The organism is Agrobacterium fabrum str. C58, assembly GCF_000092025.1.
GTDB classification, from domain to species: Bacteria; Pseudomonadota; Alphaproteobacteria; order Rhizobiales; family Rhizobiaceae; genus Agrobacterium; species Agrobacterium fabrum.
In genome coordinates this window covers 448,343-474,861 of record NC_003064.2, presented here as the reverse complement: position 1 = coordinate 474,861, position 26,519 = coordinate 448,343, and the positions used below count along the sequence as shown (strand labels likewise).

Annotated in this window: 24 protein-coding genes and 1 pseudogene; 13 read left to right on the top strand and 12 right to left on the bottom strand. The window is 58.6% G+C overall.

The window, feature by feature from the left end; translation table 11 throughout:
* Positions 1-214 precede the first annotated feature (214 nt).
* The 11 genes and pseudogenes from ATU_RS26180 to ATU_RS26130 all read left to right on the top strand — a co-directional run bounded on the left by ATU_RS26180 (position 215) and on the right by ATU_RS26130 (position 10,762).
* Complete coding sequence (locus ATU_RS26180) at positions 215-1,024, top strand: ABC transporter substrate-binding protein (RefSeq protein WP_010974708.1); 810 nt, start codon at positions 215-217, stop codon at positions 1,022-1,024.
* A gap of 33 nt (positions 1,025-1,057) precedes the next feature.
* Positions 1,058-1,786 carry an amino acid ABC transporter permease gene (locus tag ATU_RS26175; protein ID WP_006313622.1) on the top strand — a complete coding sequence of 243 codons (729 nt, stop codon included), beginning with the start codon at positions 1,058-1,060 and terminating at the stop codon, positions 1,784-1,786.
* The gene (locus ATU_RS26170; RefSeq protein ID WP_006313623.1) at positions 1,783-2,547 is read left to right on the top strand and encodes an amino acid ABC transporter ATP-binding protein; all 765 of its coding nucleotides are present in this window, start codon (positions 1,783-1,785) and stop codon (positions 2,545-2,547) included. Before ATU_RS26175 ends, ATU_RS26170 begins: the two co-directional genes overlap by 4 nt.
* A gap of 13 nt (positions 2,548-2,560) precedes the next feature.
* Positions 2,561-3,724, top strand: a complete 1,164-nt coding sequence (locus ATU_RS26165; RefSeq protein ID WP_010974707.1) for a M20 family metallopeptidase — start codon at positions 2,561-2,563, stop codon at positions 3,722-3,724.
* On the top strand, positions 3,721-4,818 hold the full coding sequence (locus tag ATU_RS26160) for a mandelate racemase/muconate lactonizing enzyme family protein (protein WP_010974706.1): 1,098 nt from the start codon (positions 3,721-3,723) through the stop codon (positions 4,816-4,818). Before ATU_RS26165 ends, ATU_RS26160 begins: the two co-directional genes overlap by 4 nt.
* The gene (locus ATU_RS26155; protein WP_010974705.1) at positions 4,815-5,984 is read left to right on the top strand and encodes a M24 family metallopeptidase; all 1,170 of its coding nucleotides are present in this window, start codon (positions 4,815-4,817) and stop codon (positions 5,982-5,984) included. Before ATU_RS26160 ends, ATU_RS26155 begins: the two co-directional genes overlap by 4 nt.
* Before the next feature lie 26 nt (positions 5,985-6,010).
* Complete coding sequence (locus tag ATU_RS26150) at positions 6,011-7,234, top strand: glutamine amidotransferase-related protein (RefSeq protein WP_010974704.1); 1,224 nt, start codon at positions 6,011-6,013, stop codon at positions 7,232-7,234.
* A 39-nt stretch (positions 7,235-7,273) separates the two neighbouring features.
* A complete protein-coding gene (locus ATU_RS26145; protein ID WP_006313628.1) occupies positions 7,274-7,687 on the top strand; it encodes a VOC family protein in 414 nt (137 codons plus the stop codon).
* A gap of 31 nt (positions 7,688-7,718) precedes the next feature.
* Positions 7,719-8,654, top strand: coding sequence for a 2-hydroxyacid dehydrogenase (locus ATU_RS26140; protein WP_010974703.1), 936 nt, complete (start codon positions 7,719-7,721; stop codon positions 8,652-8,654).
* 61 nt (positions 8,655-8,715) lie between these two features.
* Positions 8,716-9,588 carry a D-amino-acid transaminase gene (locus ATU_RS26135; protein ID WP_010974702.1) on the top strand — a complete coding sequence of 291 codons (873 nt, stop codon included), beginning with the start codon at positions 8,716-8,718 and terminating at the stop codon, positions 9,586-9,588.
* 173 nt (positions 9,589-9,761) lie between these two features.
* Positions 9,762-10,762 (top strand): annotated as a pseudogene (locus ATU_RS26130) (IS30 family transposase).
* Positions 10,763-11,117: 355 nt separating this feature from the next.
* Here the strand turns inward: ATU_RS26130 and ATU_RS26125 are convergent.
* The 3 genes from ATU_RS26125 to ATU_RS26115 form a co-directional block, all read right to left on the bottom strand.
* On the bottom strand, positions 11,118-11,354 hold the full coding sequence (locus ATU_RS26125; protein ID WP_006315784.1) for a DUF6894 family protein: 237 nt from the start codon (positions 11,352-11,354) through the stop codon (positions 11,118-11,120).
* A gap of 493 nt (positions 11,355-11,847) precedes the next feature.
* On the bottom strand, positions 11,848-12,945 hold the full coding sequence (gene dinB, locus ATU_RS26120) for a DNA polymerase IV (RefSeq protein ID WP_006315785.1): 1,098 nt from the start codon (positions 12,943-12,945) through the stop codon (positions 11,848-11,850).
* 242 nt (positions 12,946-13,187) lie between these two features.
* Positions 13,188-13,499: a hypothetical protein gene (locus tag ATU_RS26115; RefSeq protein ID WP_006315786.1), complete on the bottom strand. Its 312-nt coding sequence runs from the start codon at positions 13,497-13,499 to the stop codon at positions 13,188-13,190.
* A 255-nt stretch (positions 13,500-13,754) separates the two neighbouring features.
* Here ATU_RS26115 and ATU_RS26110 point away from each other — a divergent pair, with 255 nt between their 5' ends.
* Positions 13,755-15,668 (top strand): potassium transporter Kup, encoded by a 1,914-nt coding sequence (locus tag ATU_RS26110; RefSeq protein ID WP_010974698.1) that lies wholly within the window; start codon positions 13,755-13,757, stop codon positions 15,666-15,668.
* A 55-nt stretch (positions 15,669-15,723) separates the two neighbouring features.
* Here the strand turns inward: ATU_RS26110 and ATU_RS26105 are convergent, their stop codons facing one another.
* The 9 genes from ATU_RS26105 to ATU_RS26065 all read right to left on the bottom strand — a co-directional run bounded on the left by ATU_RS26105 (position 15,724) and on the right by ATU_RS26065 (position 25,451).
* Entirely contained in the window at positions 15,724-16,485 is a 762-nt protein-coding gene (locus ATU_RS26105) for an SDR family NAD(P)-dependent oxidoreductase (RefSeq protein ID WP_006315793.1), read from the bottom strand.
* Positions 16,486-16,488: 3 nt separating this feature from the next.
* Entirely contained in the window at positions 16,489-18,171 is a 1,683-nt protein-coding gene (locus tag ATU_RS26100; RefSeq protein WP_006315794.1) for an SMP-30/gluconolactonase/LRE family protein, read from the bottom strand.
* Complete coding sequence (locus tag ATU_RS26095; RefSeq protein WP_006315795.1) at positions 18,168-19,151, bottom strand: NAD-dependent epimerase/dehydratase family protein; 984 nt, start codon at positions 19,149-19,151, stop codon at positions 18,168-18,170. The genes ATU_RS26100 and ATU_RS26095 overlap by 4 nt, the downstream gene beginning before the upstream one ends.
* On the bottom strand, positions 19,148-20,230 hold the full coding sequence (locus ATU_RS26090) for an ABC transporter ATP-binding protein (RefSeq protein ID WP_006315796.1): 1,083 nt from the start codon (positions 20,228-20,230) through the stop codon (positions 19,148-19,150). The genes ATU_RS26095 and ATU_RS26090 overlap by 4 nt, the downstream gene beginning before the upstream one ends.
* A gap of 2 nt (positions 20,231-20,232) precedes the next feature.
* Positions 20,233-21,063, bottom strand: coding sequence for a carbohydrate ABC transporter permease (locus ATU_RS26085; protein ID WP_006315797.1), 831 nt, complete (start codon positions 21,061-21,063; stop codon positions 20,233-20,235).
* A gap of 10 nt (positions 21,064-21,073) precedes the next feature.
* Positions 21,074-22,000 carry a carbohydrate ABC transporter permease gene (locus ATU_RS26080; RefSeq protein ID WP_010974697.1) on the bottom strand — a complete coding sequence of 309 codons (927 nt, stop codon included), beginning with the start codon at positions 21,998-22,000 and terminating at the stop codon, positions 21,074-21,076.
* Between the two features lie 83 nt (positions 22,001-22,083).
* The gene (locus ATU_RS26075; protein WP_010974696.1) at positions 22,084-23,355 is read right to left on the bottom strand and encodes an ABC transporter substrate-binding protein; all 1,272 of its coding nucleotides are present in this window, start codon (positions 23,353-23,355) and stop codon (positions 22,084-22,086) included.
* Between the two features lie 24 nt (positions 23,356-23,379).
* The gene (locus ATU_RS26070) at positions 23,380-24,546 is read right to left on the bottom strand and encodes a mandelate racemase/muconate lactonizing enzyme family protein (RefSeq protein ID WP_010974695.1); all 1,167 of its coding nucleotides are present in this window, start codon (positions 24,544-24,546) and stop codon (positions 23,380-23,382) included.
* Complete coding sequence (locus tag ATU_RS26065) at positions 24,543-25,451, bottom strand: dihydrodipicolinate synthase family protein (RefSeq protein ID WP_010974694.1); 909 nt, start codon at positions 25,449-25,451, stop codon at positions 24,543-24,545. Before ATU_RS26065 ends, ATU_RS26070 begins: the two co-directional genes overlap by 4 nt.
* Positions 25,452-25,566: 115 nt before the next feature.
* Between ATU_RS26065 and ATU_RS26060 the strand changes: the two genes are divergently transcribed.
* Entirely contained in the window at positions 25,567-26,478 is a 912-nt protein-coding gene (locus ATU_RS26060) for a 2-dehydro-3-deoxygalactonokinase (RefSeq protein ID WP_010974693.1), read from the top strand.
* Positions 26,479-26,519 lie beyond the last annotated feature (41 nt).

The window sequence follows — 26,519 nt, the reverse complement described above, 5'->3', positions numbered from 1 at the left end:
CCATCATCAATAATCGCCTCAGTGGTGGAGGGGCCTGGAATACATGTATAGGTCTAAATGATGCGATTTTGGCGTGATTTTAGCCTTTTGTTCAAAAAATAGGCAAAGTCAAGAATTGCGCAATATTTAACATTATTGCTTGACTCTCGAATTTTCAGAATTGTATTGTTGTGCTCATAAAATGCAATGCTGATACAACAATAAGGGAACGCGCATGCTCAAGACCATTCTCGCCGCATTGATTGTACCGCTTGGAATTGCCGCCTCGGCATCTGCTGCTGAACTGCCCGGCACCGGGTTGGTGGAAAAGGGCGCCCTGACATATGGCGTCGCCGCGACGTTCGCTCCATTCGAATTCCAGAAGGGCGATCAACTCACCGGCTTCGACATCGATCTCATTTCGGCTCTTTCCAAGAAGCTGAAGGCTGAGGCGAAGCCGATGAACATGGAGTTCAAGGGGCTTATTCCCGCGCTGATCGGTGGACGTATCGATCTCATCAATTCGGCCATGTACATCAATCCGGCCCGCTCGGAGCAAGTCGATTTCATTCCCTACCTGAAGATCGGCAATATGGTGCTGGTACAGGCAGGCAATCCGAAGAAGATCACCGGCCGGGATGACAGCCTGTGCGGCAAAACCGTTTCCGTAACCCTCGGCGGCATTCAGGAAAGCCAGGCGCGCGCAGACGATACGCGGTGCAAGGCAAAGGGCCTTGAGGGTGTGAAGGTGCTGACTTTCCCGACAGCCCAGGACTCGGCGCTGACCCTTCGTCAGGGGCGTGCAGATGCCACCTTCGATTCCACCCCCGGCGCCGTTGTTCTGCAGAGTTCTGTTCCCGGTGTTTATGAGACCGTCGGCGAGGAGTTTGAATCGAATACCAGCATCGGCATGGCGACACGCAAGGGTGATGCCGCCGTGCAGAAGGCGATCAAGGATGCGCTGGGCGAGATCGTCGCAGACGGCACATACAAGTCCCTGATCGAAAAGTGGAAGCTGCCCGCATCGGTAGCGATCTTCAACTGACCTGTTCGGCAATAAAGAGAAAAGGAGAGCGGGATGTCACTTGATCTGGTCTTCGACTATGTCTTCTCGCCCGCTTTCTTCCATGGCGCATTGCTGACACTGGTCATCACGGTGACGTCGTTGTTCTTCGGAATGATCGCGGGCCTCATCGTGGCGCTTCTGCAGGAATCCCGCATCAGGCCACTGCAGATATTCACGCTCGTTTATCTGTGGTTGTTTCGCGGTACGCCGGTCCTGTTCCAGATCATATTCATTTACAACGTCCTGCCGACCTTCGGTGTGATGTTGTCGGCCTTTGTCAGTGCCGTCATCGCGCTGTCCCTGAATGAAGGTGCCTATATGGCAGAGATCATTCGCTCGGGCCTGCAGGCGGTCAAGAAAGGTCAGCGCACGGCGGGCCTTGCGCTCGGCATGACCCGGTTTGCCGTGATGTGTTACATCGTCATACCGCAGGCCGCCCGCATCGTCTTGCCGCCGACCGGCAACCAGATGATCGGGATGCTAAAGACGAGCGCCCTCGTATCTGTTGTTGCGGTCGAGGAACTGTTGCTTGTCGCCAATCAGACAGCGAGTTCCAACTTCAAGTATTTCGAGGCTCTGACAGCTGCGGGTATCTATTATCTGGCGCTCACCTCCATCTTCATGGGCTTTCAATATCTCCTCGAACGAGCACTCGACCGCAAACGTCCGCGTGGAAAACGCCGTTCTGTTTCATTGATGGCGCGTCTTGCCGCGCTCACCGCAAAGACAGATGCGCGATGAAGGAAACATCCATGAATAGCCGCGAAGAAAAGCCTTTGCTCGAGATCATGGGGATCAACAAGAGCTTTGGCGACCTCAAAATCCTCAAGTCGTGCAGCCTCAACGTGCACAGCCGCGAAACCATGGTCATCATTGGCCCCTCGGGATCCGGCAAGTCGACGCTGCTGCGATGCATCAACCTGCTCGAGCCCGCCGATGACGGCAATATCTTCTTCGAGGGCGACGATATCGCCCGGGAATTGCGTCAGGCTCCGAAAATCCGCCGCCAGATCGGCATGGTGTTCCAGAATTTCGAACTTTTCCAACATCTGACCGCTATCGAAAACATCATGCTCGCACCGATGAAGGTACTCGGCATGAGCCGCAGCGATGCCCATGACATCGCCATGGATCTTCTGAAGAAAGTACGCATCCCCGAACGCGCCGATTTCTTTCCTGACGAACTGTCCGGTGGCCAGCAGCAGCGTATCGCGATTGCAAGGGCCCTCGCCATGAAACCGAAACTGATGCTCTATGACGAACCGACCTCGGCGCTGGACCCGGAAATGATCCGCGAAGTGCTGGATGTGATGGCCGAACTCAGCAGCGAGGGCATGACCAGCATCGTCGTGACCCATGAAATGGGCTTTGCCAAGCGCGCAGCGGACCAGATCGTCTTCATGGAAAATGGCGAGGTGATTGAAAACGCACCGCGCGATTCCTTTTTCGGCGGAACCGTGAACGAACGGGCCACACGCTTCCTCGACCAGATATTGCACTAGGTGAAATGTTATCATGACCATTATGCCAGATATCGCGCGCATGAAACGCGAGCTCGCCGAAATCATCGCGATCCGCAGCGAAAATCCGCCCGGCGGTGAAGCGGATGTTGCCGTCTACGTTGAGCGCCTTTTGAAGGACGAAGGGTTTTCGGTGTCGCTGACCGAATACAAGCCGGGCCGTTTCAACGTGGAGGCGAGGATTGAGAACGGCCCCGGTCCGGTTTTCGCCTTCAACACGCATATGGACACGGTTCCAGCAGGCGACGGCTGGACAACCGACGCTTTCATCCTGCGGGAGGACGATGGCAAGCTCTTCGGTCGCGGCGCCTGTGACTGCAAGGGACCGCTGATCGCGATGATCGAAGCGATGCGGATGCTGGCGGCAGACCGCACGGCATGGTCCGGCACACTTCTCGGTGTTTTTGTCGGGGATGAGGAGATCGCCAGCGAAGGCGCCAAATATTACGCCGCCGCGAGACCGAAGATCGATTTTGCCGTGGTCGGCGAACCTACGTCCAACACGACCTATTCCGCACATAAGGGCAGTCTGCGCCCGGTCGTGCGTGTACACGGCGTCACCGCGCATTCCGGCACGCCGCATCTCGGCGACAACGCGATCTATCGAGCCGGCCAGCTTCTGACACTGGTCGAGGCGTTCCACAACAATGTCGTCCGCAAGCGGACGCACCCGCTCGTCGGCGAGGCGAGCCTGACGGTTACGCGTATTTCCGGTGGTCATGCGGATAACGTTCTTCCCGGCTCCTGCGACCTACTACTCGACCGGCGTATGGTGCCGGGTGAAAGCGAGGACGCCGTCAAGCAGGAATTTGCCACGCTTCTGAAGGATGCCTACGACCGGTTTGGCGTGAAGGCGGAAATCGTTGATTACAAGGCGACGACCGGCAGCGCGACGGAAACGGCGGCCGACCAGTCGATCGTGGCCGCAAGTCTGGAGGCCTGTAGGGCGAGCGGCACCTCCGACCCCGGCCCATTCGGGTTTCAGGGTGGCTGCGACCTCGTGCATTTCCGCTCGCTCGGCGCGCAGGGTACCGTCATTGGACCGGGCAGCCTTTCGGTTGCCCACAAGGCTGACGAATTCGTGCCGCTGGATGAGTTCGTCACCTGCAGCGTCATCTACCGCGACGTTGCCAGAAAGATGCTGCGGCCAAACCCATGAGAGCCTCTCTGCACAGGGCCACGCTCCAATATTGCGACGGGCTCCTCCTCCATACGGCTGCCTCCGGCCCAATTGCCGGGCTCGACACGCTTTATCTGCGGCTTGAACATGGTGGCCACATCGGTATCGGCGAGGTTCGTATTAATATCGCCTATCTGAACGGGATCAGCCCGGAGGTCTGTGTCGAGCAGGCATTGCTGACCCTGGGTGATATGGACTGGTCGCAGGAACCGGCGGCGATGCAGGCTGAACTGGCGGCGCGCACGGACGTGATCGCTCCGGTGTCCATGCTGATCGATATCGCCCTTCACGATCTCGTTGCCCGAAGCAACGGCGTTACCGTTTGTGCCATGCTCGGCGGCAAGGCGGGATCGATGGTGCGTTACGCCACCAATCAGACGCTCTTCATATCTTCGACCGAGCGGTTTCTCGCGCAGGCCGGAACCTATGTGGCACGCGGTTTCCGCGACCTGAAGGTTCGTGTCGGTGGTGGAGACTTCGCAGCCGACATCGCGCGTCTTGAGGCCCTCCGGCAGAATTTCGGTGACGAGGTCAAGCTTGCAATCGATGCCAACGGGGCATGGAGCGAGACGGAGGCCAGTGAAAACCTGATGGCGCTCGCTCGTTTCGGGCTCGCCTATGTGGAGCAGCCGGTTGCGCCGGGCGACTGGGATATTTTGGGCCGTCTGGCCGAGGCCAGCCCGGTGCCGCTGATGCTGGATGAAAGTGTTGCGACATCGGCCGATATCGATGCGATCGTGGCCTTGAATGGACGTCTCTGGGCGCATCTGAAACTGGTGAAACTGGGTGGTATCGCGGCAAGCCTTGCTGCGGCAAAGCGGCTTTCGAATGCGAATATTCCGTTCATGGTGGGTCAGATGAACGAGGGTGCGGTCGCGACGGCGGCAGCGCTTCACCTCAGCGCGGCGGTCAGTCCCCGCTTTGCCGAGCTTTACGGTGCCGACGGACTTGAAAACGACGCTGCCGACGGACTGGTCTATCGAAATGGCGGCGTCGAGGGACCTGCCACAACGGGTTTGGGTTTGGAATTTGATGCGGCAAGGACGCATCTCGTGAAGGAGTTTGGAGCATGAGCATACCGAGCGATATCGTTCAGGGGCAGGAATCTGCTTTCCCCAGGGAAGAATATGCGCGCCGTCAGGCGCTCGCCCGCGAAGGTCTTTCGGCAGCGGGCCTCGATGCGCTGATCGTGACCGGGCCTGAAAATATCTTCTATCTGTGCGGTCAGCAGACACCGGGTTATTATACGTTTCAGGCGTTGATCCTGCCGGCCGATGGCGATCCGGTTTTCCTCATCCGCCAGCTGGAATATTTCAATTTCATCGCCAATACCTTCATTTCTGATGCGGTCGTGTATCAGGACGGCGAGGATCCGCTTGCTCTCCTGGTGAAGCTTATTGAAAGCCGGGGGCTGGCCTCCAGGCGCATTGCCATAGACAAGCGTGGATGGTTCCTGCCGATCGCCGTCTATGAAGCACTTCAGGCCCGTCTCGGCACAATCGGCGATGGGGCAGGCGTGATCGAAAGGTTCCGTGCCATCAAGTCGCCGCTCGAAGTGGAAAAGCTTGAGAAGGCCGCAGCCTATGTCGACGAGGGCATGCGGGCCGGTCTCGCAGCGGTTCGCGTCGGTGCCACGGAAAACGATCTCGTTTCCGCCATGTTGGGGTCCGCAATTGCGGCCGGGTCGGAATATCTCGGCATGGAGCCGCTCGTTTCCGTGGGTCCGCGCACGGGGGTTCCGCACGGAACCTGGCGCCGCCGTGCCATCACCGACGGTGATCCGGCATTTCTGGAGATGGCCGCGTGCCATGATCGCTATCATGCGGCGCTGATGCGCTCGGCCTGGATCGGCGAACCGCCGAGGGAGGCAGTTGACATGATGAAGGCCTGCCAGGAGGCCTTGCAGGTCTCGCTCGATACGATCCGCCCGGGCGTCGCCTGCGAAGTGCCGCATATCGCCTGCCAGAAGGTCATCGACCGCGCCGGCTATACGGACAACTTCAAGAAACGTCTCGGCTACAGCGTCGGCATATCGTTTGCCCCGGATTGGGGCGAGGGTGCCATTCTAAGCCTCAATACCGGCGTCAAGACAGAGCTGCAGCCGGGCATGACCTTTCACCTTCCGCCGGCGCTGCGCATCTATGGCCGTTTCACGGTTGGCGTCAGCGAGACGATCGTCGTCACCGAGACAGGCTATCGCGCCCTCGGCTCGATCGATCGCAACCTGCTGATCGTCTGACGCCACAGCATCAAAAGGATCTGACGATGGGCTTGATCCTCGTTCACCATGATACTGGCAGTCCGGCACTTTATGGCGCCGCTGCAGCAGCGGTCGCGGTCAGACGTAATTGCGGATTCATGCATTTGGCGTCGCGCTTCGATACCAAACGTCATGCGGACGCGGAACAGCATGTGGTCGCGTCCGGCGGGCTTGCCGCAAGCGGGCTTTGCTGGTTCGAGCGGCTTTCGGGAAAACCGATCGAACCTGTCGCACCGATCGAGGCAGTGATCGATGCCGCCCGCGAAGCCGATATCGTGGTTCCGATCCATCCGGCGTTCCTGGCTGACGCCAACGCGATAGCAGGCCTTTTTGCCGCGGCGCAACTGCAAGCGGTGTCGGTTGAAACGATCAGGATTGCCGACGGCGTTCACCAGTTTGCGGATGACGCGACCGGGACAGTGATCACCTGGCGCGATCAGTTCGGCCGCATCAGGCTGGACAAACCGAAGGCGCCGACCGAGACGGTACTGACGATCGCGCTGGTTGGTGCAAGGAGCGACCATGTGGATGTCTACCCGGCGGCCTTGGCAAGCCTTGCCGATGCGGCAGACAGTTTGCGTCTGCCGCTGGCTATAAACTTCATCGATCCTGTCGGGTTCGATGAGGCCTATGCCGAACAGACACTTCGCCCCTATGCGGGCATTCTGCTGCCAGGTGGCGCGAACATGAAAAACGTGGCCGGGCAGACGGCTGTCGCCGCCTTCGCCCTTGAAAACCAGCTTCCGATCGTCGGCCTCTGCCTCGGCATGCAAACAATGGCGACTGCCGTCGCGTGGAGGGCCTTCGGTCGCCGCAATGCAAATCTGGCGGAAGCAGATCCGGATGTCGGCATCAAGACTTTTCTGGCCATGGCCGGCGGGACGACAGCTGATGGCGGGCCGCTTCCCGAGCATCGCACAGGTGATCAGCAGACCGTGCCCACTGCCGGCACGCGACTGGCCGGTCTAATCCCTCACGGCACCATCGTGCGATGCAACCACCGCTACAGGCTCAATCCGGATCTAGTCAGGGATATGGAAACGCACGGCCTTCGGGTTGCGGCACGCGGGGTGAACGGCTCTGTCGTTGATGCAATCGAAGTCGTCGGCCATCCGTTTTATATGGGCATGCAGGGCCATCCCGAACTATCGTCCCGCCCAGATGCGCCGCATCCACTCCTAGTCGCCTTTCTTGAGGCGGCGCTTCGCAGGCAGTCACAGGCTTCGTGAGCCGATATCATTCAACAGAAAAAATGAGAGGAAACATCCATGCGTTCGCTTTTCCACCTTGCCTATCACGTCACCGACCTCGACGAGACCCGCCGCTTCTATGGCGGCGTTCTGGGATGTCAGGAGGGACGCAGCACCGACACCTGGGTCGATTTCGATTTCTTCGGCCACCAGATTTCCATGCATCTCGGCAAGCCTTTCGAAACGACGCGCACGGGCAAGGTCGGCAATCACATGGTGATGATGCCGCATCTCGGCGTGGTTCTTGAACTCGAAGCATGGTTTGCCCTTGCAAGACGTCTCGAAGATGCCGGCATTGCCTTCGACATACCGCCGGTCGTTCGTTTTGAAGGCGAGCCGGGCGAGCAGCGCACGATGTTCTTCTTCGATCCAAGCGGCAACCCAATCGAAGTCAAGGGTTTCAGGGATTTCGACAGCGTCTTTGCGCACTGAACTCGAAGGCAGCGAAAGAGGAGATCATTCGATGATTGTGCTGGTGACACGTATGAGCGAGGACGCGGAGAGGCTCTGGCTGACGTCGCTTTCACGGAAAATGCCGGGTGAAACGATCGTGCCGTTCCGGCAACTCGATGAGGCGGCACGGGAAAAGGCCGACATCGCGATCGTCGCCAATCCCGATCCGGCGGATATTGCAAGATTGCCGAACCTGAAATGGATTCACAGCGTCTGGGCGGGTGTCGAACGCCTTGTTGCAGAGCTTGGTGAAAGCCGTCTGCCGATCGTGCGTCTGGTCGATCCGCAGCTGAGCCAAACCATGGCGGAAGCGGTGCTGGCCTGGACATATTATCTGTTTCGCGACATGCCCGCCTATGCGAATTTCCAGCGCCAGCGCGTCTGGCAGCAACTGGCCTATCGCCGGCCGCAGGATGTCACGATCGGCCTGCTCGGATTGGGCGCTCTCGGCGCGGAATCCGCGGCGCGTCTCAGGTATGCCGGTTTCAATGTGATCGGCTGGAGCCGGTCCCACAAGGAGATTGACGGCGTGCAGACCTTCCATGGTGATCGGGGGCTCGAGGAGCTTCTCGGCCGCTCGGAAATTCTGGTCTGTCTCCTTCCTCTCACCGACGAGACCCGTGGGCTTATCGATGCCGTGCGCCTTTCCCTGCTGCCGGAGGGCGCATCTCTGATCAATTTCGCCCGCGGACCCATCGTCGTCGCAGACGATCTGATCAGGGCGCTTGATTCCGGCGCCATGAAACATGCGGTGCTTGATGTCTTCGATGTGGAACCGCTGCCACCGGACAATAAGCTCTGGGATCATCCCGCGATCACCGTGCTACCGCATATCTCGGCGCCGACGGATCGGGAAACGGCGGCCGCTATCGTGGCTGGCAATATCCTGACCTACCGCAGCAGCGGAGCACTTCCCCCGACCGTCGATCTGGCGCGCGGGTACTGATGCACGTAGCGCCAGTACGAACGCCACATCATTACAACGTCACCTCTTTCCCTGGAACTGTATGAACATGAGCTCTCCTGAACGTATCGTCTATGTCAACGGCCAATATTGCGCGGAATCAGAAGGCAAGGTTTCGATCTTCGACCGCGGTTATCTGTTTGCGGATGCCATCTACGAAGTGACCTGCATCATTGGCGGCAAGCTCGTTGATTTCGATGGCCACATGATCCGTCTTGCTCGCTCCCTCAAGGAGCTCGACATGCCCACGCCGATGAGCACGGAAGAACTGCTGGCCGTTCATCGCAAGCTGGTCGCCGACAATAATGTCGAAGAAGGCCTGATCTATATGCAAATCTCGCGCGGTAACGCCGATCGCGACTTCAACTTCCCGTCGAAGGATACGCCGCCCGTCGTGGTGATGTTCACCCAGGCTCGTCCGGTGCTCGAAAGCCCGCTCGCCAAACGTGGTCTCAAGGTTATCTCGCTTCCCGATATCCGCTGGGGCCGCCGTGACATCAAGACGGTCCAGCTTCTCTATCCGTCAATGGCGAAGAATGCGGCCCATGAGGCCGGAGCCGACGATGCCTGGCTGGTGCAGGACGGGCTGGTCACCGAAGCCTCGTCAGCCAATGCCTATATCGTCACTGCCGACGGTAAAATTGTCACGCGCAGCCTGTCGTCCGATATCCTGCATGGCATAACACGCGCCGCCGTCCTGCGCTTCGCGGAGGAGGCTGGTTATGCTCTCGACGAGCGCTCCTTCACGATCGCCGAGGCACTCGAAGCGCGGGAAGCCTTCATCACCTCTGCGACATCCTTCGTCACATCGGTCGTGTCGATCGACGGTCAGATGATCGGCGACGGGACGATCGGTCCCGTCAGCCGGCGGTTGCGAGAAGTCTACCTGGAAAAAGCCGTCGGTGCCCGCATCTAGTGGGCATTCACGTTAAATCGGCGATGTGGCATATGGCAACATTGCCCTGCGGGACATCGCGGAATAAAAGTTCCATAAGATAGATTATGCGATCTAAATAGGGAATTGGGTACATTCTATTTTCAAGTGCGACATGCCAATGATTTCAATGGCTTCACTTTGGAGATTTTGGCATGTCCCGATGCTATACGCAGATCACCCTTGCCGATCGCCGCCGTCTTCATCATCTGGTGGCGGCAAAGGTTCCCGTTAACGAGATGGCGCGTCAGCTTGGCCGTCATCGCTCGACCATTTACCGTGAGATCAAGCGCAACACGTTTCATGACCGTGAACTGCCAGATTATGACGGCTACTACAGCACGGTTGCTCACGACATCTCCAGAGACCGTCGACGCCGATTGATAAAGCTGCGGCGCCATCCGGCTTTGCGCGCCGAGATCATCAACCAGTTGGAGGCCCGCTGGTCTCCGGAACAGATTGCCGGACGTCTGCAGTCGGACGGCTTCGGTCGTATTCGCGTATGCAAGGAGACAATCTACCGCTTCATCTACAGCAAGGAAGATTACGCGCTTGGTCTCTATCAGTATCTGCCTGAGGCTCGCCGCAAACGTCGCCCAATGCGTTCGAGGAAGCCGCGCGACGGTGCGTTTCCCTCTACCCACCGAATATCCGAAAGGCCTGATTCATTGGAAATAGATCGAAGTTTGGACATTGGGAGGGAGACCTCCTCATCTTTGAACGCCCACTCGGCCATGCCAATGTCACCACGCTCGTGGAGCGCAAGAGCCGCTACACCGTTCTTATCAAGAACCCGAGCCGGCACTCGGGGCCAATCATGGATAAGATCGTCAGAGCGTTTTCGCTGTTGCCGGCATTCGCGCGTCAGAGCTTCACATTTGATCGGGGCACCGAGTTTGCCGGGTTCAGGGCTTTGGAGGAAGGGATCGGTGCGTGCAGCTGGTTTTGCGACCCAAGCGCGCCTTGGCAAAAAGGGACCGTCGAGAATACCAACAAGCGAATTCGACGCTTCCTGCCAGGCAGCACAGACCTGGCAGTCGTGTCACAGCGCGACCTTCTCCGCCTCACGCGTCATATCAACGATCAACCGCGCAAATGCCTTGGATACAGGACGCCGGCCGAGGTGTTCATAGCTCATTTGCAAGAAGGAGGGTGATCCCCTACCCTAAAGCGCAGGCATGGTGCACTTGGGTTAGCTTCTCCACTGCAAAGTTAGAATGTCCTGTTTCTACAAAGTTGGAATGTCACACTCCCCGGATCTGATTGGCCTCTGGGAGAGAGCAGATGGGACTGATTACGATAAGCGAGCGCGATGAACAGCGTGTGTTCCGCGAGACCGTCCGCTCGTGTGTCCGCCACTCCATGACTGACCGGATCAAGCATGGTTGGCCGCCAGTTTTGTGGAAAAGTTCATCGTGACTGGAGAGCTGGCGGCCTGGTCATGCGACTTACCACCGCTGGAGACCGTCTTTGGGCGCGCTATGAATGAGAAAGTATCGGTCACGTCCGGACTATTTGAGCCGGATTACAGACTTTAGTGGAATTTTTGCGATCAGAATTCCGTCACTGCGCACTACTTCAAACGCGGCGCCATCCAGAATCTCGTCTCTGAGAATTTTCTCGGCCAGCATTTCCTTTGCAGCCTGAACTGCCTCACGCTTTGCTTGCTCATCCGTAGAAAGAATTGCTCCTTCCATGTCTACAGAGAGTCCCTGCGCATCGCGCACGTGGAAAAAGTACCTTGGCATTGCAAAATCCCGATATGATTAGGTGGGAACCTTAGTCGCTAACGAAATTTGCGGTTTCAGGTTCCCAATCTTGTAACGTAGCCCGATCCCCAAGTCGGCTTCTCGCATCTGTGCCCAAGGGCTTGCTGGTCAGGCTTTTGCGCCTGCGATTCCTTCACTGTTTGTGACTGGCAAGCGGTTAAGACCCATCTGGGATGCGCCGGCGGGCTCGCAGTTTCCCGCCACCGTGCCCACACTACCGGTAATAGTTCAATTAACGGCAGTGCTGCTCAAATCTCTGTTCTATCCGGCATCGGCACGCGAACATCGTCCGGATATGGAACCCTGATTGAAAAGGTTTCTCCCGCCCAAGCGCTCTGCGCATCCCCTCTTCCTGTTCCGTTGATGCGCCATAAGGGAGCCGTTCGAATATCTTTCCAATCGAATTTAATATGACGCTCATGTCTTCCGTTCCGCTCGATCGTATCGATCCTCATTTTCCGTCCGTCGCCCCTTATAAAGCGAGATCGAGCTGCGGTTGTTCCTCATCCTCCGCCTCCTGATCATTGGTGAGAGAGGAGAGCGTCACACCGAGCAGCCTGACCGATCGACGGAAGGGGTAGACGGTCGCCAGCAGAGCCGACGCTGCCTCAAGGATCTCTTGAATTCCGTTAACCGGCAACGCGCTTGTCCGACTGCGTGTCGCCTGGGTGAAGTCGGAATATTTGACCTTCACTGTAACTGTCTTACCGCTGACGCGCTGCGCCTCGCAATGGTGCCAGACTTTTTCGGCAAGCGGCCTCAACTCGGCAGTGGCGAGATCGAGGTCGTTGATATCGACGCTGAACGTGTCCTCGGCGCCCACCGATTTGCGAATGCGATCAGGCCGGACCTGCCGTTCATCGATGCCGCGAGCAATGCCGTAGAAATATGCCCCGGACTTGCCGAAATGCTCGGCAAGGAACTGCAGCGATTTGGACTTCAGGTCGGCACCCGTTTCGATACCAAACCGATGCATTTTCTCGGCGGTGGCTGGACCGACACCATGGAATTTCTTGACCGCCAGCTGTTCCACAAATGCCGGGCCGTTCTTCGGCGTTATGACGGCCTGCCCATTCGGCTTGTTGAGGTCTGACGCCATCTTGGCCAAGAATTTGTTATATGAGATACCGGCGGAAGCATTGAGACCGGTAATCTGCTTGATCCTCTCCCGAATTTCCGACGCAATTTCCGTAGCGATCTCCATTCCCTTCAGGTTTTCTGTGACGTCGAGATAGGCCTCATCGAGCGAAAGCGGTTCGATCAGCCGCGTGTATTCAGCGAATATTGCCCGAATTTGCTGGGATACAGCCTTGTAGACGTCGAATCGCGGCGGTACGAAAATCAGGTCGGGACACCTTCGGGCAGCGGTGACGGACGGCATGGCCGAGCGCACGCCAAATTCGCGTGCTTCATAGCTTGCGGCTGCGACCACACCTCGTGCAGCCGCACTGCCAACCGCAACCGGTCTGCCGCGCAGTTCGGGATTGTCCCGCTGTTCCACCGACGCGTAAAAGGCATCCATATCGACATGAATGATTTTGCGCATCGGTATTGTGGCTGAGCCTGTCATGGATTTCGTTCAATTGCGGACGGAAACAAAGAGAGAACATATCATCTGGTGGAAACGAATCCAAGGTGTTTCCAGACAGTTTGGCATTTGCTCGAAATCGAGTCACGACAGCGACATGGGTCGATCAAAGCGGGAGGACAGCAGAATATGCTGATGACAGCACGACCATGATGCCGACCGCCCTCGATCTTTGTTTTCTGATATCTGTAGTTGACGCATGCGGCCTGGGTATAGTTCGGAATTCACCCTTCCGCTTCGGGTGAGTTTTCGAACACCATCAATCCACGTAATGTGCCACATGTCGGGTCGGTTGCATCAAGCAAACGTTCCGGAGGCGTCCATCCGATTGATATGCCGACGGCCGTGGCGACGGCCCAGCCCGGCTCATTGTCCGCCCGTTCCACAAGGCGCGGCACCTGTGTGGCCAGGCACTCTCTCGATTGTTGCACAACTTCGACAGGGAGATTTGCACGTTCGAGAGCACTCTTCATCTCGGCCTGAAAGGGATCTACAACAAACAGGGTGAAAATCCATGCAGCGACGTCTGCAATCATGATGCTCCTCATGGCGCGGCGTAAATGTCGTTTTAGAGGTCCGACATCGCAAAAGCGCCGTAACTTTCACCAGAGGGGCCCGGACCAGCGGGTAGTTAGTCATGTGGGAAATGATCGGTACGCGTTCAAGTCTGACGAGGTCAGATAAGACAAGTGAAATTTCCACGCGCATGTGTCGATGATCTCAAAGTTATGCTCTTGACGTACCGCAACGCACCATAAACATATGGCATCGGGTAATCGGCCGGAGACATGATGACATCCTCGAATTCCACTGTTCCCGACAGCCGGTCTGAGACGAAGAAGTTCCTCGTTCTCCTTCTTGGTTCGATTGGTGTTGTCTACGGAGATATCGGTACAAGCCCATTATACGCGTTCAGGGAATCGTTGCGCCCGTTTACGGCAAACGGTGTGCAGCACGAGCACGTCGTCGGCCTGATCTCTTTGATGATCTGGACATTGACCATCATCGTGACTTTCAAATATGTGCTTTTTCTCCTTCGCGCCGACAATGACGGTGAAGGTGGTACTCTCTCCCTGCTCGCACTTTTGATGAAAAAGACGGGCAGCTATATGCCGGTTCTGTTTTTTGCAGGCCTGATAGGCTCGGCACTTTTCATCGGCGATGCGATGATTACCCCTGCTCTTTCAGTCATGTCGGCACTGGAGGGCATGAAACTTGTCACGCCTGCCTTCTCCGATTACGTCCTGCCGCTCTCCGCGCTAATCATGGTAGGATTATTCGCCGTCCAGTCCAAGGGTACCGGCGCCGTCGCCGTCTTTTTCGGTCCGATTACGGTCGTTTGGTTCCTCGCAATGGCCTGGGGCGGTCTCATCCACATCGGCGACGACTGGACCATTCTGGAAGCGGTCAATCCTATCAATGCTCTGTGGTTCATAACCCATGCGGGATGGGCCGGACTGATCGTGCTCGGTGCTGTCTTCCTTACCGTGACAGGAGCGGAAGCGCTTTACGCTGATCTTGGACACTTCGGACGCAAGCCCATCAGCGTGGCCTGGTTCATTCTCGTCTTCCCGGCACTTGCCCTTAATTATCTCGGCCAGGGGGCTCTCGTATTGAGCAATCCCGCAGCGATCGAAAACCCGTTCTATCTGCTCTACCCGGAATGGGCGCTGTTTCCGATGATTATCCTGGCGACAATGGCGACTGTCATTGCGAGCCAGGCTGTCATCACCGGAGCATTTTCACTGGCACGCCAAGCGGTGCACCTCGGATTTCTGCCGAAACTAATGATCCGTTTCACGTCAGAGACCAACACCGGGCAGATTTACGTGCCGGCCGTCAACATGGTACTGTTCATTGGTGTCCTCGTGCTGATCTTCTCATTCGGGGATTCGGAATCGCTTGCGACCGCATATGGCATTTCTGTTACCGGTGCGATGGTCGTCACGACGCTGATGGCCTTCCAATTTCTTCGGTCGATCAGAGGTAAGTCAGCATTCACTGCCGCGATCTTATTGGCACCGCTGTTTTCGATTGAAGCCGTTTTTCTGGCCGCCAATTTGCTGAAGGTCCATGACGGCGGTTGGGTACCGCTTGCCCTGGCAGGAGTAATCATCCTCGTGATGTGGACGTGGACAAAGGGATCGCGCTATCTGAGAGAGAAGATATCCAAGAATGATGTCTCCCTCGATACTTTTATAACCTCACTGGAACGATCGATCTCTCGCGAATCCCGCAGTGCTCCCGTTTTGGTGTCGGGAACCGCGGTCTTTCTCACAAGTGTGCCTGACAAGGCTCCAAGCGTTCTGCTTCACAATCTCAAGCACAATCACGTGCTTCATGAGCAAAATGTCATCCTGACGATCTGGACCCATGACAAACCCTATGTCGCTGACACCGACCGTGTGGAGATAACGCGGATATCCAAGCATTTCATGCGACTAGATATCAATTTCGGTTTTATGGATGATCCGAATGTCGTAAAGGCGCTGCCTCTCTGCAAAAAGAAAGGTTTCAAGTTCGAGATCATGCAGACCTCGTTCTATCTTGGCCGCCGCAACCTTATCGCCACGCCGAATACCGGCCTGCCTCGCTGGCAGGAAGATTTGTACATCGCACTGGCGGATTTTGGGGTTGATCCGTCAGCGTACTTCAAGCTCCCGCCCAATCGGGTGATCGAGATCGGTGAGCAGGTCGCGATCTAACAAAAAATCTTTTCAGGGTGGGAGCCAACCCGCATGTCGTCCGTCAGTGCCCCGGTCAATAGCCACCCGTCAGAAAGATTGTCTCTCCCGTCATGAAGCTGCAAGCCTCAGACGCCAGGAACAGAGCCGCCCCGACCATCTCCTCTGGTCGTCCAGCACGCCCCATCCAGTTCAATGTCCTCACATATTCATCCCAGCCCTCCGGATCTTGAGCGCGTCGGTCGGCGTTGCGGTCCGTATCGACAAGGCCGGGAGCAAGAGTGTTGAGCAACACGTTATCGCCAGCGAAGTCTCGCGCCTGGCTTTGGATCAAATTGTGCTGCGCAGCCTTTGTTGCAGCGTAGGCGGTGACAACGCTTTTGGGCCTCAGCTGATTGATTGAGCCTATAGAAACTACCCTGCCCCACTTGCGCGCCACCATTTTCGGCAGCGCAGATTGCAGCATATCGACGGTCGAACCCAGATTGACAGCCAGCTGAAACGCCAGATCATTCGGCGTCAACGCAGAAAGCGTCGCATTGATCTGTGCACTCGCGTTGATGACGAGAATATCGACGGGTGCAATCGCCTCGGCGCGCTCTATCAGATCGGTGCCAGCGCCGGCTTCGGAGAGATCGCCCGCCAGTTCCTGCGCTGTACCGCCGCTCGCGATAATCCGTTGTTGTACGGCCGCCGTGGAGCCCGGCTTTACGCCATGCAGAATGACATGCGCACCAGCGCCGGCGAGACCCTCGGCGATTGCCGCTCCTATCCCGCGGCTTGAACCGGTGACGAGTGCCGTACGGCCTCTCAATCCAAAGATCGTTTCGAGACGCATGCTTTATCCTTCAAACATGGCAATGCGCGCGCCGGAAATTCCCGGGCGGCATGAAAACAGGCCGCCAGACAGCGGCGCGTCGGCAAGTGTGGATGCAGGCAGTCGTGTGCGGGCGCTGGTGATGAATAGCGTCGACAGGTCCGGCCCGCCAAAGGCAATGCTGGAAGGGCGCGGCACCGGCATGTCGATCACCTGGTCCAGCTTGCCGTTAGGAAGATAGCGACGCACGCACCAGCCATCCCAGATCGCGCACCAGACACCGCCTTCCGCATCCACGGCGAGACCATCCGGCCGGCCATCGGCCACCGGAATGCGGGCGAATTCACGGCGCTGCGACAGCGCACCCGTCGCCGGATCGCAATCATAGGCATGGATGAGGCCGGGCACGGTATCGACGAAATAGAAGGTCCTGCCATCTGGGCTCCAGCCGAGACCGTTGGAGACGATGATGCCGCCTTCCTTGCGCTCGGATGCGCCGTTGGCGTTGATACGATAAAGCGCACCCGTGGGCTTGGAGGCATCGATGCGCATCGAGCCGACCCAGATCGCGCCATCCGGCCCGCATTTGGCATCGTTCAGGCGGTTGTCGGCGATGCCGGCCTCCGGGCTGACGAACGGGGTCAGCCGGCCGGAGGCGAAATCCAGCCATTCAACGCCATCCTGCGACGCGACCAGCAACCGTCCGCCGGTGACCGGTATGACGGCGCTGACCAGCTTGCCGGTCTCGCAGGTTTCGTTGCGGCCAGTGGCGGGATCGAAACGGTGTACGGCAGGATGGAGAATATCCACCCAATAGAGCGCATCTTCGCCCTCGTGCCAGACCGGACTTTCCCCCAGCTGCGCACCCCATGGCAGAATGCAACTGAGTTCGGCGCTGGGGCGGCCCGTTGCGGAACGCGGGCGTGGTCGCGAGCTGATCGCCACGGCCCCGGCGGCGCCGGTAATCCGGCGGGCGGCGGCAATCAATTCCCGACCGGCGGGATGAATATTGGAGGAATCGAGCCGCGATGACGGCCCAAGCGCAACAAGCACACCCATCGGCGTATTGTCCCGGCCCATGACAGGCGCAGCAACCGAATTCACGCCCGGCAGATGTTCTTCATAAGAAATCGAATAACCCCTCGCCCGCGTCAGCGTCAGATCGGCCTGCAGCGCATCGAGGGTGGTGATGGTCTTGGCTGTCTGCAGATCGAGTGTCAGGCGATCCAGCAGGGCGCGGCCGACAGCGGGATCCTGAAACGCGAGCAGCGCCTTTCCCGGCGCCGTGCAATGCAGGGGAACGCGGCGTCCTACCTCGACGCGCACGGAAAGACCGTTCGGCGAGCGCTCGGCGAGATATTGCGTCATCGTACCGTCAAGCCGGCACAGCGCAACCGTCTCCCCCAGTTCGGCGGCCAGCCGCTCGAGTTCCGGCGTCGCTGCCGAGACGAGATCGAAGCTCTCCCAGACCTTATGGGACATTTCCAGAAAACGCTGGCCGAGAACATAGGTGCCACGGGCCTCATCCTGACGCACGAGGCCATAGGCGATGAGGGTCCGCAGGATGCGCGCAAAGGTCGGCTTCGGCAGGCCGGAGGCGCGCAACAACTCGGCAAAACGCGGCGGTTCAGGCGCATCGGCAACCATGTCGAGCAGGGTCAGACCCTTGGCCAGCGCCGCCGTGCCGCCCGGCGTCTCGGGTTTCATCGCCTCTGCTCCTTCGCGAGCCGTTGCCGCCTTGCGGTGGCCGCTTCTTCCAGCATCCTGTCCATCGTCCATTCTGCTTCAAACCCCAAAGTGTTTCTGATCCGCTCATTGGACGTATGGTAATAAACGCCGTCGCCGGGAAAATCGACTGTCACGATGGGAAGGCCGGTCAGCGCCGCAATTTTCGGCAGAAGCGCGGCGAAATCGGCCGGTTCATCGGCACCGAGATTGAAGGTGCCGCCCGCCGCTTCGGGGTGATCGAGAGCGAGCAGAATCCCCGCCACCATGTCACGCGTATCGGTTATATGCATACGGAACGGTCGGCCGTTTTCATTACGCGCCAGAATGTGCGACGGCTCACCGATATCGCGGGATTGGAGCAATTCGGCGATGGCAGCGTTTCCGAAATTCTGCTGCTGGTGAATGCGCGGCCGCAGGAAAAACCGGGGACCGGAAAAGAAACTGTCCTCATCCAGCAGCTCTGTCGCATCCTGCGTATGCGAAAAACGCAGGATCACCGTTTCCATGGCGCCGCTTCGCTGATGAAATCGCACCAGCTCTTCGCCCAGAAGCTTGGTCAGACCATAGGGCGAATTGGGGCAAAGCGGATGGTCCTCGGTGACCGGCAGGAACTCCGGCCGGTTTTCCGGATAGACCTCACCCGAGGAGGCGAAAACGAACCGCCGCACACCAGCCGCCGAAGCCGCATCCAGAAGCCGGCGCGTGCCCTCGACATTGACGGCAAACATGCGGTCGCGATCCGCCGGAGCCCAGGACATAAAGGCGCCAAGATGCAGGACGGCGCTGACGCCCATGATGGCATCGGACAGTGCCTGCCCATCCTCCAGCGACCCGACGACCTCCTCGCCGCCGGTTCCCGATGGCCTGAGATCAAAACCGCGAACGGTGCGGCCCTGTGTGCGCAAGGCGGCAACAACGGCACGGCCGACACGGCCTGCCGATCCGGTGACGAGGATCATAGCCGTGCTCCGGTCTTTGCATCGAAGAGATAAAGCTGGGCCGGATCGAAACCGAGCCGGAGCGCCTCATTGCCGGGAAGGTTACCGGTGTGCGAGACGCGTGCGATCAGCCCCTTGGACTTGCCCTCCTCACCGTCAGCGACCCTTGCACCTTCCGCATCGAAATAGACGTATTTTTCAGATCCCAGGCTTTCTACCAGCGTCGGCCGAACATCGAAGGTGACCGGCGCGTCGCCCAGAACGAGATGTTCCGGCCGCAGGCCGACGATCACGCTGCCCTCCCGGCCGACAGCGCCCGGCAGGGAAACCGGTTGCCCAAACAGGGTCACCGCGCCGCCGCGCAGTTCCGCGTTGAGGAAATTCATGCCGGGCGAGCCGATGAAACCGGCAACGAAAAGATTGGCCGGATTGTTGAAAAGCTCGTCCGGTGCGGCGATCTGCTGGATGATGCCGCCCTGCATGATGACGACACGGTCCGCCATCGTCATCGCCTCAACCTGATCATGCGTCACATAAACGGTTGTGACACCGATGCGCTTGTGCAATGCGCCGATTTCCGCACGCATGTGAACGCGCAGCTTGGCATCGAGGTTGGACAGCGGCTCATCCATCAGGAAGGCCTGCGGCTGGCGCACGATCGCACGGCCGAGCGCGACGCGCTGGCGCTGACCGCCCGACAGATCCTTGGGCTTGCGATCGAGATAGGGTGTGACTTCCAGAATGCGCGCCGCATCATCGACCCGCCGGTCGATCTCGGCCTTGTCCGTGCCGCGCATCTTCAGGCCGAAGCCGATATTCTGGCGAACGGTGAGGTGCGGATAAAGCGCATAATTCTGAAACACCATGGCGATGTCGCGGTCACCCGGCGCCAGATCCGTCACCTCGTTGTCGCCGATGAAAATCTGCCCTTCGCTTGCCGGTTCGAGACCGGCAAGGATTTTCAACATCGTCGACTTGCCGCAGCCGGACGGCCCGACCAGCACAACGAACTCGCCGTTCTCGATCTCAAGCGAAAAGGGCCTGAGCACGTTCAGCGCGCCATAGGACTTGCTGACGTTGCGAATGGAAATATTGGCCATGCTTATTTCTCCGCGCCAGCGGTGAGACCGCCGACCAAATAACGTTCCAGGAACAGGTAGATTGCGATGATCGGCAGCGCGATGAACACGGATGCGGCGGAAATGTCGTTCCAGTAGGTGACATATTCGCCCTGCATCGTGGTGATGCCGAGATTGGCCGTCCAGTTGTCCGGCGAGTTGACGAGGAAGGTGCGCGCATAGGCATAGTCTGCCCAGCTGAGCACGAAGGCATAAAGTGCGGTGGCGGCAAGCCCCGGCGTGGCGATGGGAAGCACGACGCGCACCATTGCGCCGATCGGCGAGCACCCGTCCACCATGGCGGCCTGCTCCAGCTCCTTCGGAATGGTGTCGAAATAGCCTTTCAGCATCCATGTGGCGAAAGGAATGATCATCGTCGAATGCGCCAGAACCAGTGTCCACAGGCTGCCGATCAGGCCGAAGCTCGAAAAGATCGAAAACAGCGGAATGACCAAAAGCGTCGCGGGCAGCATCTTCGCCGTCAGCACGAAGAGACCCATGGTCGCACCACCCCTCATGGAATATCGCGACAGCGCATAACCGGCGCTGACCGAGACCAGCATCGACAGCGCCACCGAGCCGATGGCCGCCAGCATCGAATTCCACAGCCATAGCAGGATCGGTTTTGCCGCCCAGACCCGGGCGAAAATGTCCCATTGCGGATCGTCCGGCCAGAAGGTCGGCGGCAGGCGATAGAGCTCATCGGTGGTGGAAAGTGCGGTAACCAACAGCCAGTAGACCGGGAACAGGACCATCACCAGCGTGAAGATCACAGTCGCGTAAAGGGCAAGGCTCTGTAAAAATGTCCGTTTCATCAAAGCCTCCTCAATAGATGGATTTCGAACGCCGGCCGAGCATCAAAAGGCTCGCGACGATGCAGATCACCAGCGTCAGCACGCCGACGGCGGCGGCGCGGCCGAAATTGTGATATTGGAAAGCCTGGTCATAGGTCATGATCGACAGCGTCTGGGTCGAACGCAGCGGCCCGCCACCGGTCAGAACCTTGATGATGGAGAAGTCGCGGAATACCCACAGCAGCGTCAGCACCAGCGTCACGCCCAGCACCGGCATCAAAAGCGGCATGGTGATCCAGCGGAAACGCTGCCACACACTCGCGCCATCGACCTTCGCCGCCGCATAATAATCGGCCGGGATGGACTGCAGGCCAGCGAGACACATGATCGAGACGAAAGGAAAACCCTTCCAAACCATTGTGATTGCCACCGCCCAGAAAGCGGCCGTGGAACTACTGACCCACGGGATCATCTGGTCGGTAAAACCAAGTTTGATCGCCAGCCAACCGAACAGACCGAAGGACGTGTCGAACATCCACGCAAAGATGACGACCGCGATGATTTCCGGCACTGCCCAGGGCAGCGCCATTCCCAGGCGCGCGACGGACCGGCCTTTGAACCGGTTGTTGGCGAGAAGCGCCGTGCTGAGCCCAACGGCGACGCTGCCGGCGGTAACGACCACGACCAGCTTCAGCGTTACCCAGCAGGAGAGCCAGAATTCCGGCGACGAGAACAGCCATGTATAGTTGCTCAGCGAAAACGGCCGACTGGCGCCGCCGAGCCTTGGTATCTTCACCTGCTGGAACGACAGGTCGATGGCCAGAACGAGCGGCCAGACGATGATGGCGGCAACCATCAGGACCGCGGGCGCGATCAGAATATAGCCGAGGAGATGTTGTCGGCTGGGACGCGCAAGATCGAAGAACTTGCGACGCCCAGCCCGAACGGGTTCGGTCATGGATGGTCCTCCTGCCAGATGCGGATGATGGCCATGGCCCTTTGCGGGCCATGGCAGGACAACAAGATCAGGACAATGGGGGATCAACCCTTGATGGCTTCGGCCTTTGCCTGCATGGTTTTCGCCACCTCTGCGGGATCAAGATCCTGAATGATCATCCGCTGGCTTTCTTCCATCACCATCTTGCTGAACTCGTTGTAGAAAAGTTCAAGCCCGGTCGGAATGCGGTCGATACCCGCCTCGGACGCGGCCTTCATCGTCTCGATCAGCACCGGAAAATGCGGGATGGTCTTTTCGACGCCCGAGACGTCGGCCTTCGGACTTGGCGGGGTGTTGCCGCCAAGGGTTGCGTAACTGCGCTGGAATTCCGGCGTCATCGTCAGCTTGATAAAATCCCAGACCAGTGCCTTCTGGTCATCGGGGATATCGGCCGGCATGGCCAGCACGTTGGACGATCCGCCAAGCGGCGGATGAAGCGGCGGCGCGACATAAACGATGTCGCTTTTGGCCGACCCCTTCTCGGTGGTGCCGTAAAGCCAGGGCCCATCGAGCCGCATGGCCATCTTGCCATCGGCAAACAGCTTGCGCACGTCGCTGGCGCTCATGTCCACCGGGCTGATGCCGCTCTTCATCACGGTTTTCCAGCGTGAAAGGCCTTCGACCATCTGCGGCGTATCGATGGTGATATTGCCGTCCTTGTCGGTCCAGTAGGCGCCGGCATCGAGGATATAGTTCAGCATTTCCGTCAGATATTGCCCTGGACCGCCCTTGGTTTCGTGGCCGGTTCCGAACTGGTCGATGATGCCGTCGCCGTTGAGATCCTTCGTCGTGGCTTTAGCCGCAGCCAGAAACTCGTCATAGGTCTTCGGAACCGCAACGCCCGCGTCTTCCAGAAGCTTTTTGTTATAAGCCATGACGAAACCAAAATAGTTGGTCATGATGCAGACGGTCTCGCCGTTCCATTCGCATTTTTGCTGGCCGGCCCAGCCCGTCATGTCGATGCCGTCTTTCTTAAGCCACGGATCGAGCGGTTCCAGCCAGCCGCTATCGGCAAACATCTGGAATTCGAACGACGCCAGATGCACGATCTGCGGCGGCTGGTTGGCGGCAAAAAGCGTGGTCATCGTATCGGCGTAGGAACTGCGCTCCGCCTTGGTGAACTCGATTTTCACACCCGGATGCTGTTTCTCGAAGGCGGCGATGGCGGAGCGCCACCATTCCCCCGTTCCGGCATCATCAGTCTGCCAGGAAATGAATTTCAGCACGGTATCGGCCATCGCAGGCGCGACAGCGCCCATCGTCATCAAAACGGCGGTCGCGGTGCCCAGCGCCAGCTTTTTCATTCTTTTGGTCATGGTTTCCTCCTCCAAAAAACCAAATCAGATACGTTCAATCAGACCGAGTGCCGCCTCCGACGGTCTTACCCCAAGTCCCGGTCCGGACGGCAGGTGATATCTGCCCTCGCGGCAATCCATGTCACCGTCGAGCAGGCGGCGGTTCGGCTCGAAGATCGAGTGCTGGAATTCGTGTCCCTTCAGCATCGACAACGTCGATGACGCCTGCAGACTGGCGGCAAGGAAAATGCCGGCGCCGACGGTGGCGTGCGGGATCACGTCAATGCCGTGTTCGGCGGCAAGTGCACCGATGCGGATGAAATTGGTGATGCCCTTATGGCCCATTTCCGGCTGCACGATCGCGATGCGGCAGCGTTCGATGCGGGCGCGCATATCCCAATGGGTGCGCCATTCCTCGCCGACGGCAATCGGCACGTCGGTATTCTTGGAAACCTTCTCCAGGCCGGCAATGTCCTCCGTCCAGACGGGAGCCTCGGCGAACCACGGGTCAAAGGGCTGCATTTCGGCAATCAGTTCCAGCGCCCGTTCCGGCGTCTGGTTCCAGTGCATGTCGGCGGCGATCTTCGCCTGTGGGCCAAGCACCTGCCGGAGATTGGCAATTTCCGCCGCCGGGCCGTCATCAGCTACCGGTGTTGCGAATTTGAAAGCGTTGAAACCGCGATCCTGCCAGTATTTCGCCAGCTCCCCGCGCGCCTTCAACGTTCTTTCAGGCAGGCCGGAAACATAGGCCGGAAAACTGTCCACGCCGCCGCCGAGAAGGTCGCGGATGGATTTTCCGGCTTCCTGCCCGGCAATATCCCAGAGCGCAATATCGAGCGCGGCAAGTGCATCGACGTAAAAGCCGCCAGTATAACCGCGCACCCGCATCATGTCATAAAGGTCGTCATAAACAGCCGAAGGATCGGACGCATCGCGACCGATCACAAAACCGGCGAGAAGATCATTGATGAGGGCGGCAACCGCGCCGGGGGCGACGATACCATAGGTCTCGCCCCAGCCGACAGTGCCGGCCTCCGTCGTCATGCGCACCAGCACGCTGCGGTCGAAGGTGGGGTAGACCGTGCGATTGCCCTTGCGCACGATATAGCCGTTGGGATTGACCACCTCGCCTTCCCTGAGCGCGCCAAGATAGGGAACCTTGCGCGGCTGGGTCAGCGTGAAGACTTCGACGGTTGCGATGGGGCTGTTCATGCGGCCTCCGCGGCAACAAGGCCGAGCTCGACCAGATTGGCGTCGATATCGGCAAGCGCCGCCGTATCAAGCTCGGGTGTCGGCGCACGCACGCCGACGCCGTCGATCACGCCGCGACGGGCGAGCACATATTTGGTCAGCCGCATGCGATAGACCGCCTGCAGAACCAGAAGCGGCAGGGTACGGACATAGATCCGGCGAGCCTCTTCCTGCCGCCCGGCAACAAGCGCCCGGTCGATGGCCACATGTTCCTCGGCGATCTCCAGCGCCGGCATCGCGGCCGTAGCACCTCGGGCATATTCGTCGAGAATATAACGCGCCCCGCCGCCACCGATGACGCCCTTCAGCGTCGAAGGCGCATGGGCGATAATGTGGCTGATGGCCGGGCCGGCGGGAAGCGTTTCTTCCTTGACGTAGGTTACCTGCGGCAAGGCGCGCACGATCTCCACGATCGCCTGTGGCGACAGATCGGAGCCGCGCGGTGCAGGCGCGTTCTGCAGAATGATTTCAACCTCGGGCAGCGCCTCGACGATCCTGCCGAGGAATTCGATCAGCGCTGACGCATCCGTGCCGACCGATTTGGGCGGCTGCACCATCAGGTGGCGAATGCCAAGCGCCGATGCCGCCCGCCCATGCTCGACCACCTCACGCCAGTCGGCCGCGCTCGCACCCGCCACGACCGGCACGCGGCCCGCTACTGCATCTACGACGATCTTCAGCAGCGCCGCGCGCTCGGCGGCATTCAAAGTCTCCACCTCGCTGGCGAAACCGGGAAACACGACACCATCCACGCCCTTGTCGAGCGCAAAGACCACCAGCCGCTTCATACCCGCTTCGTCAATGCCGCCATCAGCCAGAAACGGCGTGGGCAGAACAGGCAAGATCCCCTTGAGGCCAGCCACCATCTTTCTCCTCCCATTTAAGTATCATATATTGATACCTTGAATTCACTAATTGACACTACATAGACTTGCGCCGTATGACAACCCCCCAGATGAAATGAACGAGGAGGTTCACGAAATGGCATCACCGGCGACATCGATCATCGTCGATTGGGGAACGACATCACTACGGGCAACGCTCGTTGGTGAAAGCGGCGAAGAACTCGATTATCTTGAAACTACCGACGGCATTTCGAGCCTTGGCAAAGATCAACACGAGCCTGCACTGATGACTGCACTAGCCCCTTGGTTCTCAAGCCTGGGCGCCCTGCCCGTCGCCGCGTTGGGTATGATCACCAGTCGCAACGGCTGGGTGGAAGTTCCGTATGTGCAATGCCCGGCAGGCCCGGCGGAACTTGCCGCCGGTACAGTGCGAAGGTCACTGCCGAATGGGTCAGAGCTCGTGTTTTTACCCGGTCTTCAGGATCCTCTCAGAAGACCTTTCCCAGACGTTATGCGAGGGGAAGAAACGCAGGTCATCGGCCATGGTCTCGACAAGGATATTACGATCATCATTCCTGGCACGCACAGCAAATGGGCGCGTGTGAAAGCCGGGAAAATCGACTGTTTCCAGACCTTCGTCACGGGTGAAATCTTCAATCTGCTCATCAATCACTCCTTTATCGCCCGCGGCTCTACCCAACCCGCCGTTGACGACGCTGACGCCTATCTTTGGGGACTTCACGAGGCCAAGCAGTCCACCGCCATGTCGTCCCTTCTGTTTTCAGCCCGCACAGGCACTCTTGCGGGCAAGCTGTCGGCGGATCAATTGAGGTCGTTCGTCAGGGGGCTGGTCATCGGGCAAGAGTTCCGGCAGGCAAGGGATGCGAACTGGTTTGGGGAGAATGGTCAGGCGACGATCGTGGGCAATGATGGCCTGAATGACCTTTATGTGCAGGCAGCGGAAATCTTTGCTTTGAAAATATCGTTGGGTGCTGACGACGATTTGACCAAAGGCGCTCTGACGGTCCTGCATCAGGCACTTTCCTGAGAATTTGAGGGCCGGACCCAACACGTTCCAGAATAAAAGGA

Bases quoted from the DNA above. Each gene is read 5' to 3' on its own strand.
- ATU_RS26180 (WP_010974708.1), top strand. From the start codon at position 215: ATGCTCAAGACCATTCTCGCCGCATTGATTGTACCGCTTGGAATTGCC.
- ATU_RS26175 (WP_006313622.1), top strand. From the start codon at position 1,058: ATGTCACTTGATCTGGTCTTCGACTATGTCTTCTCGCCCGCTTTCTTC.
- ATU_RS26170 (WP_006313623.1), top strand. From the start codon at position 1,783: ATGAAGGAAACATCCATGAATAGCCGCGAAGAAAAGCCTTTGCTCGAG.
- ATU_RS26165 (WP_010974707.1), top strand. From the start codon at position 2,561: ATGACCATTATGCCAGATATCGCGCGCATGAAACGCGAGCTCGCCGAA.
- ATU_RS26160 (WP_010974706.1), top strand. From the start codon at position 3,721: ATGAGAGCCTCTCTGCACAGGGCCACGCTCCAATATTGCGACGGGCTC.
- ATU_RS26155 (WP_010974705.1), top strand. From the start codon at position 4,815: ATGAGCATACCGAGCGATATCGTTCAGGGGCAGGAATCTGCTTTCCCC.
- ATU_RS26150 (WP_010974704.1), top strand. From the start codon at position 6,011: ATGGGCTTGATCCTCGTTCACCATGATACTGGCAGTCCGGCACTTTAT.
- ATU_RS26145 (WP_006313628.1), top strand. From the start codon at position 7,274: ATGCGTTCGCTTTTCCACCTTGCCTATCACGTCACCGACCTCGACGAG.
- ATU_RS26140 (WP_010974703.1), top strand. From the start codon at position 7,719: ATGATTGTGCTGGTGACACGTATGAGCGAGGACGCGGAGAGGCTCTGG.
- ATU_RS26135 (WP_010974702.1), top strand. From the start codon at position 8,716: ATGAACATGAGCTCTCCTGAACGTATCGTCTATGTCAACGGCCAATAT.
- ATU_RS26125 (WP_006315784.1), bottom strand. From the start codon at position 11,354: ATGCCAAGGTACTTTTTCCACGTGCGCGATGCGCAGGGACTCTCTGTA.
- dinB (WP_006315785.1), bottom strand. From the start codon at position 12,945: ATGACAGGCTCAGCCACAATACCGATGCGCAAAATCATTCATGTCGAT.
- ATU_RS26115 (WP_006315786.1), bottom strand. From the start codon at position 13,499: ATGATTGCAGACGTCGCTGCATGGATTTTCACCCTGTTTGTTGTAGAT.
- ATU_RS26110 (WP_010974698.1), top strand. From the start codon at position 13,755: ATGACATCCTCGAATTCCACTGTTCCCGACAGCCGGTCTGAGACGAAG.
- ATU_RS26105 (WP_006315793.1), bottom strand. From the start codon at position 16,485: ATGCGTCTCGAAACGATCTTTGGATTGAGAGGCCGTACGGCACTCGTC.
- ATU_RS26100 (WP_006315794.1), bottom strand. From the start codon at position 18,171: ATGAAACCCGAGACGCCGGGCGGCACGGCGGCGCTGGCCAAGGGTCTG.
- ATU_RS26095 (WP_006315795.1), bottom strand. From the start codon at position 19,151: ATGATCCTCGTCACCGGATCGGCAGGCCGTGTCGGCCGTGCCGTTGTT.
- ATU_RS26090 (WP_006315796.1), bottom strand. From the start codon at position 20,230: ATGGCCAATATTTCCATTCGCAACGTCAGCAAGTCCTATGGCGCGCTG.
- ATU_RS26085 (WP_006315797.1), bottom strand. From the start codon at position 21,063: ATGAAACGGACATTTTTACAGAGCCTTGCCCTTTACGCGACTGTGATC.
- ATU_RS26080 (WP_010974697.1), bottom strand. From the start codon at position 22,000: ATGACCGAACCCGTTCGGGCTGGGCGTCGCAAGTTCTTCGATCTTGCG.
- ATU_RS26075 (WP_010974696.1), bottom strand. From the start codon at position 23,355: ATGACCAAAAGAATGAAAAAGCTGGCGCTGGGCACCGCGACCGCCGTT.
- ATU_RS26070 (WP_010974695.1), bottom strand. From the start codon at position 24,546: ATGAACAGCCCCATCGCAACCGTCGAAGTCTTCACGCTGACCCAGCCG.
- ATU_RS26065 (WP_010974694.1), bottom strand. From the start codon at position 25,451: ATGGTGGCTGGCCTCAAGGGGATCTTGCCTGTTCTGCCCACGCCGTTT.
- ATU_RS26060 (WP_010974693.1), top strand. From the start codon at position 25,567: ATGGCATCACCGGCGACATCGATCATCGTCGATTGGGGAACGACATCA.